Source organism: Shewanella sp. SM68 (assembly GCF_025653925.1).
In the GTDB taxonomy this organism is placed as follows: domain Bacteria; phylum Pseudomonadota; class Gammaproteobacteria; order Enterobacterales; family Shewanellaceae; genus Shewanella; species Shewanella oncorhynchi.
Map to the genome: position 1 here is coordinate 65,119 of NZ_JAKKRU010000010.1, position 19,424 is coordinate 84,542.

A 19,424-nucleotide genomic window follows, 5' to 3' on the forward strand; every position below is an offset into this window, starting at 1 on the left:
GTTTAGAAACATTGTTTAGAAATAAGGGTGCTTGAGTAACCCCAAGCACCTCATCAGTTAAGCGACGCTGATACCGATATTTGATACGCCAGCTTCGATAATATCTTTGCGTAAACCCTTGACCAGTTCTGCAGTGATCTTCGGATTTTCTTCAATAATTTCCAGCAGAGAATTTTGTAATTCTTTCTCTTCTTCCATGACTTCATGGGCGAAAACGAAATCATCTAATGCTTCATCCACCAAATCGACATCGCTGATCGCTTCGATGTAGTTAGCCACTGTGCTGGATGACAATTTGCTGATATTGACTATGTCTTCTTCAATTTTGCCTTGAATCGCACCCAGTAAGGTCGATATGGCGACCACTGCATCCATAGCAGGGTAGACGCCATAGGCTTCAAAATCAGCAGGATCTGGGGTGTTATCTTCCAAGCGTTGCAGATGCATATCGACATTGAATTTGAGCTTGGAGTCGTACTGGGATTGCCACAATAGTTCTAATGCGGTACTCAACACAGTAGGATCGCCAAACTCACAGACTTCGGAAAACAGTTGATAGTTGGGCAACATACGTTGGCAAAGTGCTGTGGCAAAGAGTTGTTTTTGTGGCAGTGTTAACGCCTTAAGACGTTTAAAGAAGCCCGTTTTTTTGGTCATCTGTTATTTCCGCTGATAGCTGTGATATCACTTGATTTGCCGCAGATTCTACCTTAGTTAACTCATCAAGTAACTCTAGTATTTCGGGTTCGAGATCTTCAACCGATGTTTCACGTTTTAGTGCCGATTCAATTTCTTGGCATAACCTTTGTGTGGTGGGCACGCCGCAGTAGCAGCTCGCACCATGCAGCTTATGGATAGTACTGAGCATGACAGGGTGATCGTTTTGACTTAGCGCCGTTTGAATCGTCGCCACGGTTTGCGGCAATGAGTCGAGCAACATTCTGAGCATATCTAAGGCGAGATCGGCCTTGTGATTGGCTTGGGTTAAGCATAAATCCCAGTTCAGCGTATGCAGGTCAAAATGGGTGAACTTAGGTCGAGTGATCCAGCGATGAATAATGTCTTTGAGCGCCGCTTCATCAATAGGTTTAGGTAAATATCCGTCCATACCACTGCCTAAAATCAGTTCGCGTTCTTCGGCAATGGCATGGGCTGTCACGGCAATTATCGGCGTGTTGCGGTTCATCGAGCCTTGGCGAATTTGCTTCGTGGCGCTAATGCCATCTGTGCCAGGCATTTGGATATCCATAAAAATCAAGTCGAAGGTGCGAGTCTTCGCCTGTTTAACTGCCTCATCACCACTGTTGACGGCAACCACAGTCGTCACTAATTCGCTGAGTAAAGTATCAATCAGTTTTAAGTTGGCAAAGTTATCATCTACCGCTAGCACGGTTAAGGATTGGCGCGCTACCGGCGTGGATATTGTCGCAGGGGCTATGATGTCGTACTCCATCGGTGGATAGAGTAAGTTGCGCGCAAGCTGATGCTCACTGACTGGCAGAGACAAGACCACATCGGCATTCGGGCGAATAAATTGGGTTAAGGCATCCTGTTCTTGGCAATCGTATAGCACTATAAGGCAATCTGTTTTGGTCTTCGCTAAGTTTAGTGTACTCACCAGTTGTTTTGAATCGCTAAACCCATGGCAACTCAAGAGAACATAGTCGTATGGCGCTTCAGCCGTGGTGAGCGTAGTCAACAAGCTTGGGATATGCTGATGATGGGTGACTTTTGTATCCCATTGATTCAATTGGCGGCTTAATACTGCATGAGTCAGTACTCGCGGTTCGTAAAACAGTATAGTTTTGTCTTTGAGTTTTTCGAGCGGCAGTGAGTCACCGATTTGGAATTGACCTAAGCCGAGCGGCAAACTGAACCAGAAGTTTGAGCCTTTTTCTGGTGATGAAGTAAAGCCGATTTGGCCGCCCATTTGATTCACTAAACGTTTAGTGATCACTAAACCTAAGCCGGTGCCACCAAAGCGGCGCGAAATCGACGAGTCTGCTTGGCCAAAGGCTTGGAATAAAAAGTCCTGTTGGCTTTCATCGATACCAATACCTGTGTCGACCACATCACAGCGCAGTACCACTTGTTCATCCGACTGGCTCTGCAGTTCGATTTTGACCATGACACTGCCAGAGTCAGTGAATTTTATCGCGTTACCAACCAAGTTATTTATGATTTGGCATACGCGCATGGCATCGCCATTGACATTGTCGGGCACGTTGGGGGCGATATCGACGACGAGTTCTAGGCCTTTGGCCTGAGCGCTGCCCGAGATCAAGGTAATCGTATCGCTTATGGTTTCCCTAAGGCCGAAGGGCATGTTTTCTAACACCATTTTACCGGCTTCGAGTTTAGAAAAATCGAGAATGTCGTTGATGATACCCAGCAGGTTAGTGGCGCTGCGTTCTATGGTCTTGATGTAATCGACTTGGCTCGAATGCAATGGTGTTTTGACTAATTGCCGCGCAAAACCGATAACGCCATTGAGCGGCGTACGTAACTCGTGGGACATATTCGCTAAGAATTCAGATTTAATCCGGCTGGCTTCTAGGGCGCGTTTTTTAGCTAAATCCAGCTCGACGTTTTGGATTTCAATCTGCTCTAAGGTTTCCCGCAGATCCGACGTTGCTTGGTCGATATTTTGCTGCATCTCATCATGGTATTCCGACAACGAACCTGCCATGGCATTGATACCGCGTTTGAGTAAGTCCAGCTCCCCAATCAAGTTGCCATCTAAGCGGGCGTCTAATTTACCTTCACGGATTTTAGCGACGACGCGCACCATTTCAGTAATGGGCTGAGTGACGTTTTTCACTAGCCGGAAAGTAAATAGCAGGTTTAACTGCACGCCGATCAACACGATAATAAAGGCGGCGACTGCGGCTCTATGTTGCTCTAACAAGGCGCGTTCTTTATTGATTATTATCGAGATATAACCTAAAAGATGACCATCATCTGTCTGGATATCGTAATTAGCGGGAGCAGCACTGGGGCCTGTGGCAAAAATGGGCGTCCGTAAAATAAGGCTGTCGTCCACATGTTCAATTTCGGTTTTATGCAGCGTGTTGAGGGCTTCTTTGTAGCGCATAATCTCAAAGTCTTTGTGATAGTGGGAGGTCACAAAGAGTTGATTATTGGCATCGAAAATCGCGATGGATTTTACTAAGGTGGATTTGTTGAGCTGCGCCGCCGCGAGTAAGCGTTTGGTCGCTTCGCGATCATTCGCCACTAAGCCGATTTCACTGGCAATCGACAGCGGCTCGATAATATTGCTGCCCTGTTCGACGAGCGTATCTTCAAGCTCATAAAAACGATTTATGGTAAAGTAGCTGCCCAGAAGGATACCGACCAAGATTGTTGGCGCGAGTGCCAGCACAAGAACCCAAGAACGTAGGCTGTATTTGGTCATGTTGTTGACAGGGTTCATAGCAGCGGCGGTGTTTCCTGTGACAGAGACTAAGATAATTTTATAAGACTGCCAGAAAGAGGGCGGTCTTTGCCAGTATTTTATTGATTTAGAGGCCGAAATGGCGCAATTTTTTAAAGCAAAACCAAATAGTTCCAAACAGTTGTCGGCTAAGTTATCGCTGAGCGTAGAACAGCTCGATCACTTAGGCGCAGGTATAGCACAACATCAAGGTAAAGTCGTGTTTATCCCTGGCGCTTTGCCCGATGAAACCGTGACGGTACAGCTCACCGAGCAAAAGAAAAATTATGCCCGTGCCAAGTTGATTAAAGTCGATTCATCAAGTCCTGAGCGCGTTGAGCCTGAGTGTCCACACTACCATACCTGCGGCGGCTGCGACTTACAGCATATGTCATTATCGGGTCAGCGTGAGCATAAAGAAGCCGCGTTGCTGGATATTATGGCTAAGTTTGCTGGCACTGAAGGCGGTGCTTTATCGCCTGCACTCACGGGGGAAGGTTGGCATTATCGTCGCCGCGCCCGTCTTGCAACTTTATTTGATAAAAATACCAAGCACTTAAGTTTAGGCTTTCGCGCCGCCAGTAGCAGCAATGTGGTGCCTATCAGCCAGTGTCTGGTGTTAGCTAAACCGTTATCGGACTTGATTGTCCCTTTTGCTAAGTTGCTGAACCAATTGTCGGCTAAAGCCAGCTTAGGTCATCTTGAGTTAATTGCCGCCGATAATGGTCATTTCGCCGTGCTGCGTATCACTAAGGCGTTAAACGATAAAGATCTCGCTAAGCTGTCAGCCTTTGCCGAGCAGCATCAGATCCATATTTGTCTGCAGGACAACGAAGGCCAATTCCAAGGCGTCGGCGCTGAGTTAGTGTTACCTGTTTATCAGCTGTTAGATGACAAAGCTAAGTCGGATGCGGTGAGTTTAAGTTTCACCCCAGGTAACTTTGTGCAAGTGAACGGACAGATTAACAAGGCCATGGTCGCTCAAGCGATGGATTGGTTAGCGCCAGCGCCAGATGAGCGCATTTTGGATTTGTTCTGCGGCATGGGTAATTTCAGTTTGCCCTTAGCGAAAATGGGCGCGGATGTGATTGGCGTCGAAGGGGTTGCCGAGATGGTGACTCAGGCACGGGTGAACGCTAAAGCTAACAATCTGGATAAACTGACCTTTTACCACGGCGACTTGAGTGCGGATTTATCCCTTGAGCCTTGGATGGGCAAGATTGATAAATTACTGCTCGATCCCGCCCGTGCGGGGGCATTTGAAAGCTTGCAATGGCTAAAGAAGATGAAGCCCCGCAAAGTCGTGTATGTTTCTTGTAATCCTGCGAGCTTAGCCCGCGATAGCGCTGTACTGTTAGAGCGCGGTTACCGATTACAGCAATTGGGACTTATCGATATGTTCCCACAAACACACCATATCGAAGCCATGGCACTGTTTGAATTAACCAAGTAATTTGCGCTGGCAAAGTAAGCAAAGCGTTTGAATAACGTAAAAAATGTGATTATTACGTCGGTTGGGTTTGACAAGTTCGCGCCAATGCTGAAGATAGGAGAGCTGAAGTGGTGCCCACTTTCTCTCTGAGCACGGATAAGGAAATAAATTAGATGGTCTCTGTTCGCGAAGCGCACTTTAATGATCCCGATTTTCACTTAGAAGATTGGGTAGCTCGCTATGTTGGTCATGCCGATGAAGCGCAGATGCTGCTCTCTTTGATAGGGCAGATTGACGCCTTACCAGCCAAGAGTCCTGCGGCGAAGAGAGAACTGCTCGAACGTGCTCGAGAGATGATTGAAATCCTCGCACCGCTAAACATGGACATTGAAACCCTGCAGGCGGCAATTTTGTTTGTGGTGCTCGATGCTGGGTTACTGACCGAAGAAGCCATCCAAGAGAAATTTGGTGAACCGCTGGCGCGTTTAGTGGCGAGTGTCGTGACCATGAACGCCATCGGTGCCTTGAAAATCAATCCTAATAGTCGTTCAACCGAGCCGCAAATCGATAATATCCGCCGCATGTTATTGGCTATGGTTGAAGATGTGCGCGCCGTGGTGATCAAGCTTGCCGAGCGTGTGTGTTTGCTACGGGCGGTGAAAAATGCCGACGAAGAAACTCGCGTGCTGCTGGCCCGCGAAATTGCCGATATTTATGCGCCGCTGGCTAACCGTTTAGGGATTGGACAATTGAAGTGGGAGCTGGAAGATATTTCTTTTCGCTATCTGCATCCTGATACCTATAAAGACATTGCTAAGCAATTAGATGGCAAACGACTGGATCGTGAAGTCTTTATCGATAAGTTTGTCAGCCAGTTGCAACAAAGATTAGATGAAGATCAAATTCGCGCTAAGGTCTACGGCCGGCCGAAACATATCTACAGTATTTGGCGCAAGATGAAGGGCAAGCACCTCAAATTTGATGAGTTGTTTGATGTGCGCGCCGTGCGTATCGTGACTGAGCGTTTGCAGGATTGTTATGGTGCATTAGGTGTTGTGCATACGCTTTGGCACCATATTCCACGGGAATTTGACGACTATGTCGCTAACCCTAAGCCTAACGGATATCAATCGATTCATACCGTGGTGGTGGGGCCTGAGGGCAAAACCGTTGAAATTCAAATTCGTACCCAAGACATGCATGAAGATGCAGAGCTGGGTGTGGCCGCGCACTGGAAATACAAAGAAGGCAATCATTCCGGTAAGCAAAGCGGCTACGAAGAAAAAATTAACTGGCTGCGTAAAATTCTGCAATGGCAGGAAGACGTGGTCGAAAGTGGCAACTTGGTCGAAGAAGTCCGCAGCCAAGTGTTTGAAGATAGAGTCTATGTGTTCACCCCAAGCGGTGAAGTCGTCGACTTGCCACTGGGCTCAACCGTGCTCGACTTTGCCTATTACATTCACTCCCAAGTAGGGCATAAATGTATTGGCGCTAAGGTCGATGGCCGTATTGTGCCGTTCACCTATCAGGTTGAAACGGGCGAGCGTATCGAGATCATCACCTCGAAACAGCCCAATCCTAAGCGTGACTGGCTTAACCCTAATTTAGGTTATATCCGTACTTCGCGGGCGCGTTCGAAAATCCAGCATTGGTTTAAGCAGCAGGACAGAGACAAGAATATTGTCGCCGGCAAAGAAATGCTTGAATCCGAACTCGCGCGGGTGAGCCTTAAAATTAAAGACGCGGCCATCGCGGTCGAGCGCTTTAATATGGCGAGCATGGATGACTTACTGGCGGCCATTGGCGGCGGTGATGTGCGTCTGCATCAAGTGGTTAACCATATTCAAAGCCGTCTGCGACTCGATGAAGTGTCAGAAGAAGATGCCGTTGAAGAATTAGTTAAGAAAGGTCAACATAAGCCGACCTCCAGTGGCCGTGGTCAGGTTGAAGTCAACGGTGTGGGTAACTTGCTTAACCATATCGCCCGTTGTTGCCAGCCCGTTCCCGGTGATGAGATTTTAGGTTTTATCACTAAGGGCCGCGGTATTTCTGTACATCGCGCCGATTGTGAGCAAGTTAAAGAGTTAATGCGGGTTCACCCAGAGCGTGGCGTCGATGTGGTCTGGGGCGAAAATTACTCCGGCGGTTATCGGATGCGTTTACGGGTATTAGCCCACGATCGCAGTGGTTTATTGCGCGACTTAACCTCAGTGCTGGCTGCTGAAAAATCCAATGTACTGGCCATGAGTTCGTCATCGGACACTAAAAATCAGACAGCCGCGATTGAGTTGGAACTGGAGCTTTATAACCTCGATGGTTTATCGCGGGTGTTATCTAAACTGACCCAAGTCGATAGCGTGATTGAGGCAAGACGACTTTAAGGCTAGCAACGCCTATCGAAGCGAGCGATATCTAGAAGCAAGAGATAAAGGATTGGGGCGGTAGGGAGTGTTCATCGTTCTGAGCCATGGTTTGCCATGGCATTTGCTCCCCGACGCGCAGCTAGTCCATCCGTGGATGCTCGACCGCCCCGTCCATGGGGCGGACGGTCGTCTCGCAAATCACCATGGCTCACCTTTCAAGTATTAGCGTAACCCGTAGGTTCAAAAACTAAGTCATAAGTATTCTGTTAAATTGTTCAACCTGATTAGACTTGAGCGAAGTCATTCGATTGAACATAAGAAACTTTTGGACATTTCCGAGTTAAAGCCTTAACTCTAACTCGTCAGTTTCGGATGAAAATTTCTATGGATTAACGCCCTAATCTGCCGACGCGCCAACGGTCGGCTGCATTAGCTTGTTATGCCTACCTTTGATGAGCAAGCTCACGACAAACCAGATGAACGAAGCAATCAGTGAGGCGACCACTCCAAATCCAAAGCCGATCCATCTCTCACGCCAGACATTTGAATTAGCTCGTTCTTCTTGAGCCTTGAAAAGTGCTTCGACTACTGCCCTATCTGTTTCTACCAACGGTTGCAGCTTTTCCTTTTCTGATTTTAGGCTAGAGATTGTATCTTCAGTCTCTTGTAGAGTTTTCTTTTGATTATCTACAAATGCAAGCAACTGCTTTACATTTAATTCCATTTCATCAAGCTGCTTAATCTGATTCTGATAATCTAAGCTTTCAAGGCGTTTACTTTCTCTCTTTTCACGATCAATTTTGTCGAGATAAGTGATGCCACCAGCCATAGTACCTATCAAAATACTAGTAGCAATACCCGTTAGAAATGGTTTTATCCTAAATAGTCTTACCCATTCCTTCGCTAAGATTTCTATGGCTGAGCTAATTTCTAGCATGATGTTCCTTTAGGCATAGACATAATGACTCCCCACAAAGATGCTGATCTCCAATCAATCGTGGATTAGCTTAAAGCCAGAGCCATAATAGTTTTGTCAAAGAAACTAAAAATTGGAGATCAGCATGATAAAACATAACATACTTTTCATTGGCTTAGATACTCATAAAGAATTCGTCGAAGTCGCCTATATCGAAGACCATTATGGTGCACAATCGGTACATTATGGCCGCGTTTCTAGTGCAAAAGCATTCATCACTAAATTAGCAAAACAATTTCAATCCAAGTATCCAGATGCAACACTGCACTTTGTCTACGAAGCAGGCCCTTGTGGCTATTGGATCTATCGTCTCCTCACTAGCTTAGGCCACTGTTGCTACGTTATCGCTCCCTCTCTCATTCCCAAAAAGCCTGGTGAAAAAGTCAAAACTGATAAACGTGATGCGCTTAAACTCGCTAAGCTACTTAAATCTGAAGATCTCGCACCCATCTATGTGCCTGTGCCTGAGCCTGAGCCAGAAGACGAAGCCATTCGTGACCTTTCCCGTGCAAGGGAAACTGCCATGAAGGATTTAAAGGATGCCAAATACCAACTTAAAGCGTTACTCCTTCGAAATAATATCAACTACAAAGGTACGGCCAATTGGTCACTACAGTATTTACGTTGGCTAACTGAACTGATATTACCCCATCCCAGTCAGCAGATTGTCTTGCAGGAATATCTACAGACTGTCACGGAACGGATTGCAAGGCTAAAACGATTAGACAATGAACTTGAGCATCATGTGAGAAATTGGCGCTATTATCCCGTTGTCAAAGCCATTCAAGCGCTAAGAGGTGTGCGGCTCTTGGTTGCAACGGGTGTAAATTGCAGAATTAGGCGACTTAACACGCTTTGATCATCCCAGAAAATTAATGAGTTATTTAGGACTCGTCCCCGCTGAACACTCTAGTGGCGGCAAACGTCATCTCGGAGCAATAACCAAGTGCGGCAATACTCGGGCTAGGCGATTACTCGTGGAGGGAGCGCACACCTATCGCTATCCCGCCAATATCTCTACAGACCTTCAGCTAAGACAAGAAGGTTTGCCGAAGCAAGTTGTTGATATGGCATGACAAGCACAACTTCGGCTTTGCCGTCGATATCAACAGCTAATGCAAAAAGGTAAACACTATAATGTGGTTGTGACAGCCATAGCGAGAGAAATGATTGCTTATATTTGGGCGATTGCGAGGGAAATTGTATTAGTGCAGATCAATCCCAAGTTGCGTTTAGCGAGGGTGCCTGCATGAGTTTAATTTTTGAGTTAATGCAGCTGGTGAGGCAGCGGATGTGGCACAACCACCGACGGCGTTAGGATGGCAATACGGCTAACCCTGTATTGAACCACGTACATAGACTGAAGACAGGTGCCACGGCGGATAAAGTAAGGTAGGCGCTGCTTGTCGAAAGATAAGTAATCCACGGATATCAGCATGACAACCGACGAAGTTACTTGCTTCATCTACTGCGTTAACTCAATACTTTTGAGTAACGTAAAAATAAGGCTTAAATAATTAGGCCGATATTTGTGTGCTCTACTTGACGCAGGGAGTCATACCAACTCCCTGTTAAGGGGGGATCAACGCAATACAAAAGCCGCCGCATACCACCTTAAACACCAAAACCAACGCATAGTATAAATACCACGCGTTGCGAATCCCTCTTGTTAAGCGCTTCCATCTTCAATACTATGGAATTTACTCGCTAGTTCATCAATATAGTTGCTGGACGATTCTTTGAACTCTTCAAGGGTTGCGGCACTAAAAGCTAGCTCCTGACCTACTACGTAGGAAGGAAATTTCTCTACTAACTTATCTGAAACCTTGCTGTCATTATGTTTTATGCAGTTGTTGATTAGTCGTAACTCGTCAATCTTGGAATAAGCTTTCAGCGTTGTTATATCAAACGTGCATTTCTTTTCAACGTATTTGATATTACCTAACTTATTTTCATTTACATCTTCTACATATTTAACAAATAAGTGCTTACGCTTAATTTCTATCAACTTATACAATGCGGTAACCAACATCTCTGATAAAGTTTGTGCAACAACATCAGCTTCAGCATAATCGTCAGCTATCGATTCTTTATACATTTCAAAATCATGTTCACTTTCAAATTGATCAACTGTTAGATCACCATAATGAATTTGTATGTTTCGTTTTCGCTTTTCAACAGCAGGAATCACGAGATTTTGAACTGAGTTAAGTGAATCGAGATCCAATTCTCTTTCATACTTTCTTGCTAACTTTTTCCAACTTAAAGCCATGTTTTCTCCTAAATTCAAAATGGACGCTTAACGCCCGCCTAAGGGGCTGGCAACGCATAACACTGAACTCAAACACACCAACCGAAACCACCGCGGCTCAATGGGACTGGAAACGCCACGCGTTGACAGTCCCTCTTGAGGTGTTTGTTAGCTGCGTTTTTGAACATTGCCACCTTTAGTTTCGATAACAAAATTAACTGAGCGCTCAATCTCAAAGGGACTTTCAACGTTTTTAATAATTAGCTTTTCTGATATTGAAACGTGGATATGCATTTCACGTCCCTGTTCTTTAGCTCTAGCCTTAGCGCTAAATATTTTATCGAATACTTTTGATATGTAGTAAACACTCAAGCCTGCAACGACATTGGCACCGATAGAAATTAGAACTTCCGTCACTGCGGGGGCGGAAAAACCCTCAGATACATTTAGAGAGAGATCGTGTTCTCTAAATTCGCTGGATTCGGACTGGTAAACATCATCGAAAAACTCTTTACCTGGACCCATGACTAAAATTTTTAGTGAGTTCTGGTCATAATCGTTCATTTTTTCTCCTGAGCAGCTAACGCCTCAATAATGGGCAACCTTGTGGCGAAGCCACGCTTAAGGTTGTCCAGCCGAAGGCGACTTTGATTGACATGTTATGAGTCAACGCCACGGATGGCTGTCATTTTGAAAAAGGACTTCTTCAATAGAGAAGTTATCTTTAAGAAGTTCCCTTAATGAATTCTTTGCAGTTCGTAACAGCGTTCTGTGCTTGTCGATGTGTAATTTTAAGCGTTGAGCTGAGTCCATATCGTCAAACGATATAGTTATAGTGCGAACTTGCTCGTGAAAGTCATCAAGAGCTGAGCTTGGCCAGTAGTATGTATCACCTTTAGCCAAAGCCAATTTTGTTTCATTGTACTTTTTATCTAAATCAACATTTAGCATTTCATCAGATGGTGTTTTTACTTTAATAGTAGCCACTTCATTGGAACGATCCCATTCGATTGAATTGGACATAAATGACAAGAAATCAAATTTGGAGACATATAAGGAATTGCAGCAACTGGCCAGAGTGGGGTCTATTATTTCCAGACCAGCATGTAACTCCTCGCCCAATTCAATAAACATATTAGAAGCTTGCTCTACTTTGTAGCCATTGTTATTTAGAGCGTGCACCATCGCCTGTGCATCTCCTCCATTTTCAAAGTCCTTGAGGGTTCCATAAAACTCTTCGGTTACGTCATCCAATGCTTGGACACAATAATAGAGTTTTGTGAGCGATCTACATGCTTTTTTTCTTTTATCGAACGGAAGATCTATTAGCTTTCCAACGGTTTTATTAACTATGAGAGTAACGATCTTCCCTACAATCCCTTCAGCGGTAATCAATACGGTCTCCTCCTGACTCATTTTATTAGTGCGCATGCGCGTTTACCTCATTAGACCAGTAAAAACGCGCACAGCTAACTATCTGTATGCAAATAACTTATCAGCTTTTTATCAAATACACCATCCGGAAAAACGCGCAAACTAATGAATGTCAAAACACTCAAAAGCATCTAAATTTAAATACGACTGTATACCCATACATTGTTAGTCGCTTTACGGTAGGGCCAAACATTAGCTAAATAGATAAGATTTTGTAGGGCAACTCATTCGTCAGTTTTCAATTCACTCAATGAATGCTAGCCAGCTTTGGGGCAATAGCTTTTTAGCTAAACGAGCAGCGAGAGGGTTAGTTAAGATTGGCATTGTTGCACCAGTGACCGTTGGCGACATCGATGTCGCCGTCGAGCCCTCGGGGATGCTTCTTTTAAAAAAAATAGGCGGCGAGTCACTGGGGAAACAGTGGCAATTCATGCAGCACAACTGACGACAAAGTTATCTTGCTTTGGGGGAAATGTGTGCAACTGGCAATATTACGAACTCTCTCTTGGGGAAACTAACTCGAAAACATATTGCTGCTCCTGCTTTTCTGCTTTCCCTATCCCTAGTTCAGGTTAATCCACAACTCATGCTAATTGATCATGAATATGGCTCATGTTGTAGGTGAAATTAAACCGTTTTTGTTCATGTGTCGAACCACGTATAAATGACTCCAAGCGAAATATTAGACAAGCTTGAAGTTGCGCCCTAGCTAAGCCATCAGGACTTAAGTCATCGGCACTTAAGTTAAATAGAACCTCAGACAGAACACAAATAATGTCTATCAGAGTCGGGTCGAGAAGCTAGAAGCGCAGGGCATAAACTCAGGTTTGAAATCAGACAATGGGATACTGGATCACTATGAATAAGCATTTTACATTTACGATTAACAGCATTTGTCTTGATGAAAATTATCATCCCTCAGACAAGACGCGTATCACGACCAACTTTGCTAATTTGGCCAGAGGAAGTCATCGCCAAGCGAACTTACGCAACGCGTTAAAGATGATTGATAACAGTTTTAATGCCTTAGCGCATTGGGATAACCCTAAAGGCGATCGTTATACTGTCGAACTTGACATTATCTCCGTTAATTTGGATATTGACGGCAGCGGTCAAACCTTCCCATCGATTGAAGTTTTGAAAACCAATATTGTTGATCATAAAACCAATAAACGTATTGAAGGTATTGTCGGCAACAACTTTTCATCTTATGTACGCGATTATGACTTTAGCGTGTTACTGGCAGAACATAATAAGGGCCAAGCCAAATTTAGTATTCCAGATGATTTTGGTGGTCTGCATGGCAAGCTATTTCAGTCTTTTGTTAATTCTGATGCTTACAAACAGAATTTTAATAAGCCACCGGTTATCTGCCTCAGTGTGTCGGATAATAAAACCTACCATAGAATTGAGAATCAGCATCCCGTATTAGGGGTTGAATATCAGCCAAATGAATCGTCTTTAACTGAGCAATATTTCAAAAAAATGGGCTTACAGGTGCGCTATTTTATGCCGCCAAATAGTGTGGCGCCTTTAGCTTTTTATTTCTTTGGTGATTTACTGAATGATTACACCCATCTTGAGTTGATAAGCACCATCAGCACTATGGGAACTTTTCAAAAAATCTATCGCCCTGAGATTTATAATGCCAATGCTGTTGCAGGAAAATGCTATCAACCTAATTTGAAAAATCTGGATCATTCACTGACTCAAATTGTTTATGACCGAGCAGAACGTAGCCAATTGGCGAATGAGCAAGGCAAATTTGCAGCGGAGCACTTTATCAAACCCTATCAAACGTTTTTTGAACAATGGTCTGCTAATTACCTTTAGTCGCTCTGCGCCTAATTGTCACGCTCATTAATTAATCCAATACGGCATCATTATTATGACAACACGACTTAAAAAAACATCGCTTAACCAGACACTGTTACCGACTTCAACTGCGGGCAGTTTGCCTAAACCTTTATGGCTTGCAGAGCCTGAAACACTTTGGTCTCCATGGAAGTTGCAAGGAGAGGAATTAATTACCGGTAAACACGATGCACTGCGTTTGTCATTACAGGATCAACAGCTAGCAGGGATTGATATTGTCAGTGATGGCGAGCAAACGCGGCAACATTTTGTCACTACCTTTATTGAGCACCTCAATGGCGTTGATTTTTCAAAACGTAAAATCGTTAAAATTCGTGATCGCTATGATGCGAGCGTGCCTACGGTTGTCGGCCCAGTGAGCCGCCAAAAGTCGGTGTTTGTTGAAGATGCTAAATTTTTACGCAAGCAAACCACGCAACCGATTAAATGGGCGCTGCCTAGCCCAATGACCATGATAGATACGCTTTATGATGACCATTATAAAAGTCGCGAAAAGCTTGCTTGGGAATTTGCCAAAATTCTTAATGAGGAAGCCAAAGAATTAGAAGCGGCGGGTGTTGATATTATCCAATTTGATGAGCCTGCCTTTAATGTGTTTTTTGATGAGGTAAACGATTGGGGCATTGCCTGTTTAGAAAGAGCCATTGAAGGGCTAAAATGCGAAACGGCGGTGCATATTTGTTATGGTTACGGCATTAAAGCCAATACAGATTGGAAAAAAACCTTGGGCTCAGAGTGGCGCCAATATGAAGAAGTGTTTCCTAAGCTGCAAAAGTCTAATATCGATATTATCTCGCTAGAATGTCACAACTCCCATGTGCCAATGGAGCTACTTGAACTCATTCGCGGTAAGAAAGTCATGGTTGGCGCTATTGATGTCGCCACCGACGCGATTGAAACCGCTGAGGAAGTGGCTGACACCCTACGAAAAGCCCTTAAATTTGTCGATGCCGACAAGCTCTATCCTTGTACCAACTGCGGCATGACACCTTTATCCCATCAAGTCGCAAGAGGCAAACTCAACGCCTTAAGTGCAGGCGCAGAGATCGTCAGAAAAGAACTCTTAGCATTAAGATAAGACGCGTTAAGTGTTGCAGCCTGTTTTACAGCAGTATGTTTTATAGCAGTATGAGTCCAGCTTTGTTGAAAAGGTATCGATGTCGGTATTAAAAAACGGGATTGGCATCTTGATGACAATCCCGTTTTCATTTTTAAGCTCATGCATTTAGTGCTTGGGCTTATGCATTGTCTTAGCGCTTATTGGCCAAGCTTTGGCGTGCGTGGCAGTATCATGCGCCTGTCACCTGTTGACTCAAATGCACCTGCAAATTTAAGCAGGTTATTATCGTCATAGGCGCGACCTGCGAAGGTCAAACCCACTGGCATGCCAATATCGGCCATCACGCCCATAGGCACAGTCACAGTCGGCACGCCTAAATGGCGAATCGCAAGGTTTCCGTTAGCGACCCAAACTCCGTTGCTCCAAGCGATATCGGCTGAAGCCGGATTCACATGGGCATCGGCAGGGCCCACATCTGCCACGGTTGGGAACAGCACGGCATCAAGCTTTAGCCCGTCCATCCAGTCTTCGAGATCTAGCTTACGCGTCTTCTCTAAGCCACGCAGACCATCGGGAATACTGTCGATCTGGTCATAGGATTTAAGACCACGCTTAGCCATGTTGACGTACTCTTCCATGCCTGCCGCTAAGTCACCTTCACGGTTAGGCAAGGTGCCTAAATCGTGTGGGAAAATCAGATAGCCGTTAACATCTTCAAGCTTGTTGAGTTTAGGGTCATTGTTAGCACGCAGGAATTCATCGAATGCCCAACCTGAGAGTTCCCATAATTCATCATGGAGGAACTGAGGCGTGACGATACCGCGGTTAAACACGGTCGGCGCACCTGGGCGGTCACCTTCGCAATTTGATACCAACGGGAAATCGACTTCAATCACTTCCGCGCCAGCGGCTTCTAAGGCTTTACGAGCCGCTTCCCATAGATCGATAACCGATTGGCGGGTATGAATACGTTGACCCGTTGGCCCCCCGATACCTGGGTTTTCGCTGGTGCCCGCCAATTCATCTTTATTGATGTACATGCGCGGCACGCCAAAACGCTTACCCTTAAGTGTGTCTGCGCTAGCCGCCAGCGCCAGATAAGATTCTGGGCGAACTGTCGATGCTTTAGGGATTTGTACCCAAGGTTGCAGACGCCAGAGATCGCCACGGGTGATAGGATCGTCGGCCACAATCACATCCAGCACTTCAAGCATATCCGCCATAGTGCGGGTATAAGGCACGACGACATCCATGGTCGGCGTTAACGGCCAGTTACCGCGCACGGAAATCACGCCGCGAGACGGAGTGTAAGCACACAAACCGTTATTAGACGCAGGACCTCGACCGCTTGACCACGTTTCTTCGGCAAGACCGAAAGCCGAATAACTTGCCGCCGTGCCCGTGCCCGCCCCATTAGAAGAGCCCGAAGCGAAGGGCGCTGTGAGGTAGTTAGCATTGTATGGGCTTTCAGCGCGGCCATAGTGACCACGCTGCATACCGCCATTGGCCATAGGTGGCATATTGGTTTTGCCTAAGCAAATGGCACCCGCGGCGCGTAGGCGCTCAACGGCGAAGGCATCGTATTGTGCCACTAAATCCTTAAAGGCTGGACTGCCAGACGCCGCTGTCAGTCCCTTCACCAAATAGCTATCCTTAGCGGTGTAAGGAATACCCTCAAGTGGGCTCAGTATTTCACCACGGGCGCGGCGCGCATCTGACGCCTCAGCTTCTTTGAGCGCATCGGGATTGTGTACCACTAACGCATTGAGCTTAGTCTTTGTCGCAGGGCCGTCATACGCCTCAACCCGCGCGAGATACGACTTCACTAACTCCACTGCGGTGGTGCGGCCAGATTCGAGCGCAGCACGCAGCTCGGCAATGGAAACTTCAGTGACTTCAAACATCTTGCGCCCTCCCGCAGAAAGCCAATTGTGGTGTAATAACAGTGACATCAATCGTCATGCTGTTCTCCTTGGGTTACTTTCCAGCAGGGATTTGCTGAGTAATACAATGGATATTGCCGCCACCTAATAAAATCTCACGGGCTGGCACACCCACAATTTCATGCTCTGGGAAGATTCCCTGCAGTTTTTCGGCTGCGATATCATCGGTTGCAGGGTCAAGCAGTGGGAACACGATGCGATTATTGGTGATTAAAAAGTTCACATAAGAACCGGCTAAACGCTCACCCGCCGTGCGTGGCACGCCAGTGCCTTCGGCCACACCTTTTGATTCTTCTTCGGTGCAATACAGCGGCCCCGGTTGTGGCAACAGATGGATTTTTAACTTACGGCCTTTGGCATCTACGGTATTTTGCAAGACCTCTAGCGCCGCTTTTGAGCGTGGATACTGGGGATCAGTCTCATCATCGGTCCAGTGCAGAATGACTTCACCAGGACGGGCAAAACAGCACATATTGTCGATATGGCCATCGGTCTCATCCATATACACGCCATCTTGCAACCAGATAAACTGCTTAACATTCAAATAGTCACGCAGTAAGTCTTCAATCTGTTCTTTTGTCAGTTCAGGGTTACGGTTGGCATTGAGTAAACATTCTGCACTCGTCATACAGGTGCCTTCACCATCGACATGGATGGAGCCACCTTCGAGGATCAGCGGCGCGCTGTAACGGGCAAAACCATGCTGCGCAAGCATCTGCTGCGCGACTTGCTCGTCCTTATCCCATGGGAAGTACAAACCACCGTTATGGCCGCCCCAAGCATTAAAACCCCAGTCAACACCACGGCATTCGCCATTGTCATTCACAACTACGGTTGGCCCAGTGTCACGAGCCCAGCAATCGTTACTGTCCATTTCAACCAAAGTGACATGGGATGGCATCACCGCTTTAGCTTCGGCTAAAAACGTCTTAGGAACACCCATATAAACAGGGGTTGCCGCACCAATGGCATCGGCCACCTTAGCAAAGGTCGCCTGAGCATAAGCACCAGCTGCACGCCAGTTATCAGGACGATAGGGCCAAATCATCCACACCGCTTGCTGCGCAGCCCATTCGCCAGGCATATAAAAACCATCTTGGGATGGCTTAGTCGTTAGCTGCGTGGCATCCACTGTCACGTTTGTCATGAGTTTTGTCTCCAGTAATGCTTAAAAACGATAAGGGTGTGCGTCCTAACATCGGACGACAGAATCGAAATATACCTAACATCAATCAAATGAATAAATTGAAGGACCGCATTTATCATGTGCATAGTTTGGCCGCAATTGTCAGGTCTTCACTCGGTGAGTTTTAGCTTCATTGAAATATTGCTGCGTATCTTATCATTTAAGATGGCTTGCGCTAAATACTTGTATGCAGGACATAGATGAGAATTTGTTGAGGAGGAAGCTTGTCAATTTATTGCTCACGAGATGAGTGAATTACGAAATGGAGCGAATACTCTTTAGTTAAAATAAGTCTTAGTTGAAATACGTCACTAAAATCTGATCTCAGCATCAAAATAGCACTTTTATTTTACCTAGCTTATCATCATCGCTTTATTGTAGCCTTTTGCTAAAAAACACTGCGGAGGCGTATTTTTTGTTCTTTCTCAATATTCGCCCGTTGCAGTATTTATCTTTAAAGGATATCAGCATGACTTCCCACACGGCGCCATTAACCTCATTTTCTACTACTGAAACTTCTCTCACTGAACCTTCTCTCACTGAAACTTCTACAATGGAACCTTCTACAACGGAACTGTCTATAACAGATGTTGAGCCGCTGCTTAACATTATGGAAAAACTGCGTGATCCGCACACGGGTTGCCCGTGGGATAAAGCACAAACCTTTCAAACCATAGTGCCTTTTACTTTAGAGGAAGCCTATGAAGTTGCCGATACCATAGAGCGTTTAGCCTGGGATGAGTTGCCCGATGAACTTGGGGATTTATTATTTCAAATCGTATTTTATTGTCAGCTCGGTAAAGAGCAAGGCAAGTTTGATTTTTCGAGCGTGATTGAGAAAATCAGCGACAAGTTAACCCGTCGGCATCCCCATGTGTTTGGTGAGCAAAATCCGCAAATAGGCGATAGCGCCCAAGCGATGAAAGCCAATTGGGAAGCAATTAAAGCGATTGAGCGTGAACAAAAGGCCCTGCAAGTGGCGGGTGAAACCCAAGCAGATACTGTGGTTTCTGCGTTAGACAATATTCCGCGTACCCAACCTGCGTTGTCGCGCTCAATCAAAATTCAGCAAAGGGTGGCGCGAGTCGGGTTTGATTGGGCCGAGCTTGAGCCCGTGGTCGCTAAAATCCATGAAGAAATCGATGAAGTCTTGCATGAAGTGAATCAACCCGAGCAAGACCAAGCTAAAGTGCAGTCCGAAATGGGCGACTTGCTGTTTGCCGTGGTGAATCTAGCTCGACATCTTAAGGTCGATCCAGAACAAGCGTTGCGCCAAGCTAACCTTAAATTTGAACGCCGTTTTCGCGGCGTTGAGCAGTTAGCCAGTGACAGCGGTAAAAGCATGGAAGAGCACACATTAATGGAGCTCGATGCCTATTGGGACCAAGTAAAAGCGACAGAGACGAGATAAACGGCAAATTATCCCGATTGGTGTTTGTCGAATCGCGCCGCCTTTGGTATACTACTGCCC

The 19,424-nt window shown here is 45.8% G+C and carries 13 protein-coding genes and 1 pseudogene; 6 read left to right on the top strand and 8 right to left on the bottom strand.

What is annotated here, in order from left to right; genetic code table 11:
* Positions 1-57 precede the first annotated feature (57 nt).
* Complete coding sequence (locus L5M40_RS16130; protein WP_263177368.1) at positions 58-657, bottom strand: YjaG family protein; 600 nt, start codon at positions 655-657, stop codon at positions 58-60.
* Positions 632-3,433 (bottom strand): two-component sensor histidine kinase BarA, encoded by a 2,802-nt coding sequence (gene barA / locus L5M40_RS16135; protein ID WP_263177367.1) that lies wholly within the window; start codon positions 3,431-3,433, stop codon positions 632-634. Before barA ends, L5M40_RS16130 begins: the two co-directional genes overlap by 26 nt.
* 100 nt (positions 3,434-3,533) lie before the next feature.
* On the opposite strand from barA, the gene rlmD reads away from it, so the two are divergent.
* Both rlmD and relA read left to right on the top strand, forming a co-directional pair.
* Positions 3,534-4,886, top strand: coding sequence for a 23S rRNA (uracil(1939)-C(5))-methyltransferase RlmD (gene rlmD, locus L5M40_RS16140; protein WP_263177366.1), 1,353 nt, complete (start codon positions 3,534-3,536; stop codon positions 4,884-4,886).
* A gap of 152 nt (positions 4,887-5,038) precedes the next feature.
* Complete coding sequence (relA, locus tag L5M40_RS16145) at positions 5,039-7,246, top strand: GTP diphosphokinase (protein ID WP_028761378.1); 2,208 nt, start codon at positions 5,039-5,041, stop codon at positions 7,244-7,246.
* Between the two features lie 379 nt (positions 7,247-7,625).
* Here relA and L5M40_RS16150 read toward each other — a convergent pair whose 3' ends face one another.
* On the bottom strand, positions 7,626-8,165 hold the full coding sequence (locus L5M40_RS16150; protein WP_173244881.1) for a hypothetical protein: 540 nt from the start codon (positions 8,163-8,165) through the stop codon (positions 7,626-7,628).
* A 124-nt stretch (positions 8,166-8,289) separates the two neighbouring features.
* Between L5M40_RS16150 and L5M40_RS16155 the strand changes: the two are divergent.
* A pseudogene (locus L5M40_RS16155) lies at positions 8,290-9,457 on the top strand (IS110 family transposase).
* Positions 9,458-9,873: 416 nt separating this feature from the next.
* Here L5M40_RS16155 and L5M40_RS16160 read toward each other — a convergent pair.
* The 3 genes from L5M40_RS16160 to L5M40_RS16170 all read right to left on the bottom strand — a co-directional run bounded on the left by L5M40_RS16160 (position 9,874) and on the right by L5M40_RS16170 (position 11,886).
* On the bottom strand, positions 9,874-10,476 hold the full coding sequence (locus L5M40_RS16160) for a hypothetical protein (RefSeq protein ID WP_263256931.1): 603 nt from the start codon (positions 10,474-10,476) through the stop codon (positions 9,874-9,876).
* A 147-nt stretch (positions 10,477-10,623) separates the two neighbouring features.
* Positions 10,624-11,019, bottom strand: a complete 396-nt coding sequence (locus tag L5M40_RS16165; protein ID WP_263256932.1) for a hypothetical protein — start codon at positions 11,017-11,019, stop codon at positions 10,624-10,626.
* A gap of 102 nt (positions 11,020-11,121) precedes the next feature.
* Positions 11,122-11,886, bottom strand: a complete 765-nt coding sequence (locus L5M40_RS16170) for a hypothetical protein (protein WP_263177292.1) — start codon at positions 11,884-11,886, stop codon at positions 11,122-11,124.
* An 861-nt stretch (positions 11,887-12,747) separates the two neighbouring features.
* Between L5M40_RS16170 and L5M40_RS16175 the strand changes: the two genes are divergently transcribed.
* A complete protein-coding gene (locus L5M40_RS16175) occupies positions 12,748-13,722 on the top strand; it encodes a DUF1852 domain-containing protein (RefSeq protein ID WP_263177293.1) in 975 nt (324 codons plus the stop codon).
* 55 nt (positions 13,723-13,777) lie between these two features.
* On the top strand, positions 13,778-14,842 hold the full coding sequence (locus L5M40_RS16180; protein WP_263256933.1) for a methionine synthase: 1,065 nt from the start codon (positions 13,778-13,780) through the stop codon (positions 14,840-14,842).
* Between the two features lie 179 nt (positions 14,843-15,021).
* On the opposite strand, the gene L5M40_RS16185 is transcribed toward L5M40_RS16180, so the two are convergent.
* Both L5M40_RS16185 and aguA read right to left on the bottom strand, forming a co-directional pair.
* Complete coding sequence (locus tag L5M40_RS16185; protein WP_263177306.1) at positions 15,022-16,728, bottom strand: amidase; 1,707 nt, start codon at positions 16,726-16,728, stop codon at positions 15,022-15,024.
* Between the two features lie 73 nt (positions 16,729-16,801).
* Positions 16,802-17,914: an agmatine deiminase gene (gene aguA, locus L5M40_RS16190; RefSeq protein ID WP_263177295.1), complete on the bottom strand. Its 1,113-nt coding sequence runs from the start codon at positions 17,912-17,914 to the stop codon at positions 16,802-16,804.
* Between the two features lie 508 nt (positions 17,915-18,422).
* Here aguA and mazG point away from each other — a divergent pair.
* A complete protein-coding gene (gene mazG / locus L5M40_RS16195) occupies positions 18,423-19,364 on the top strand; it encodes a nucleoside triphosphate pyrophosphohydrolase (RefSeq protein ID WP_263177296.1) in 942 nt (313 codons plus the stop codon).
* Positions 19,365-19,424 lie beyond the last annotated feature (60 nt).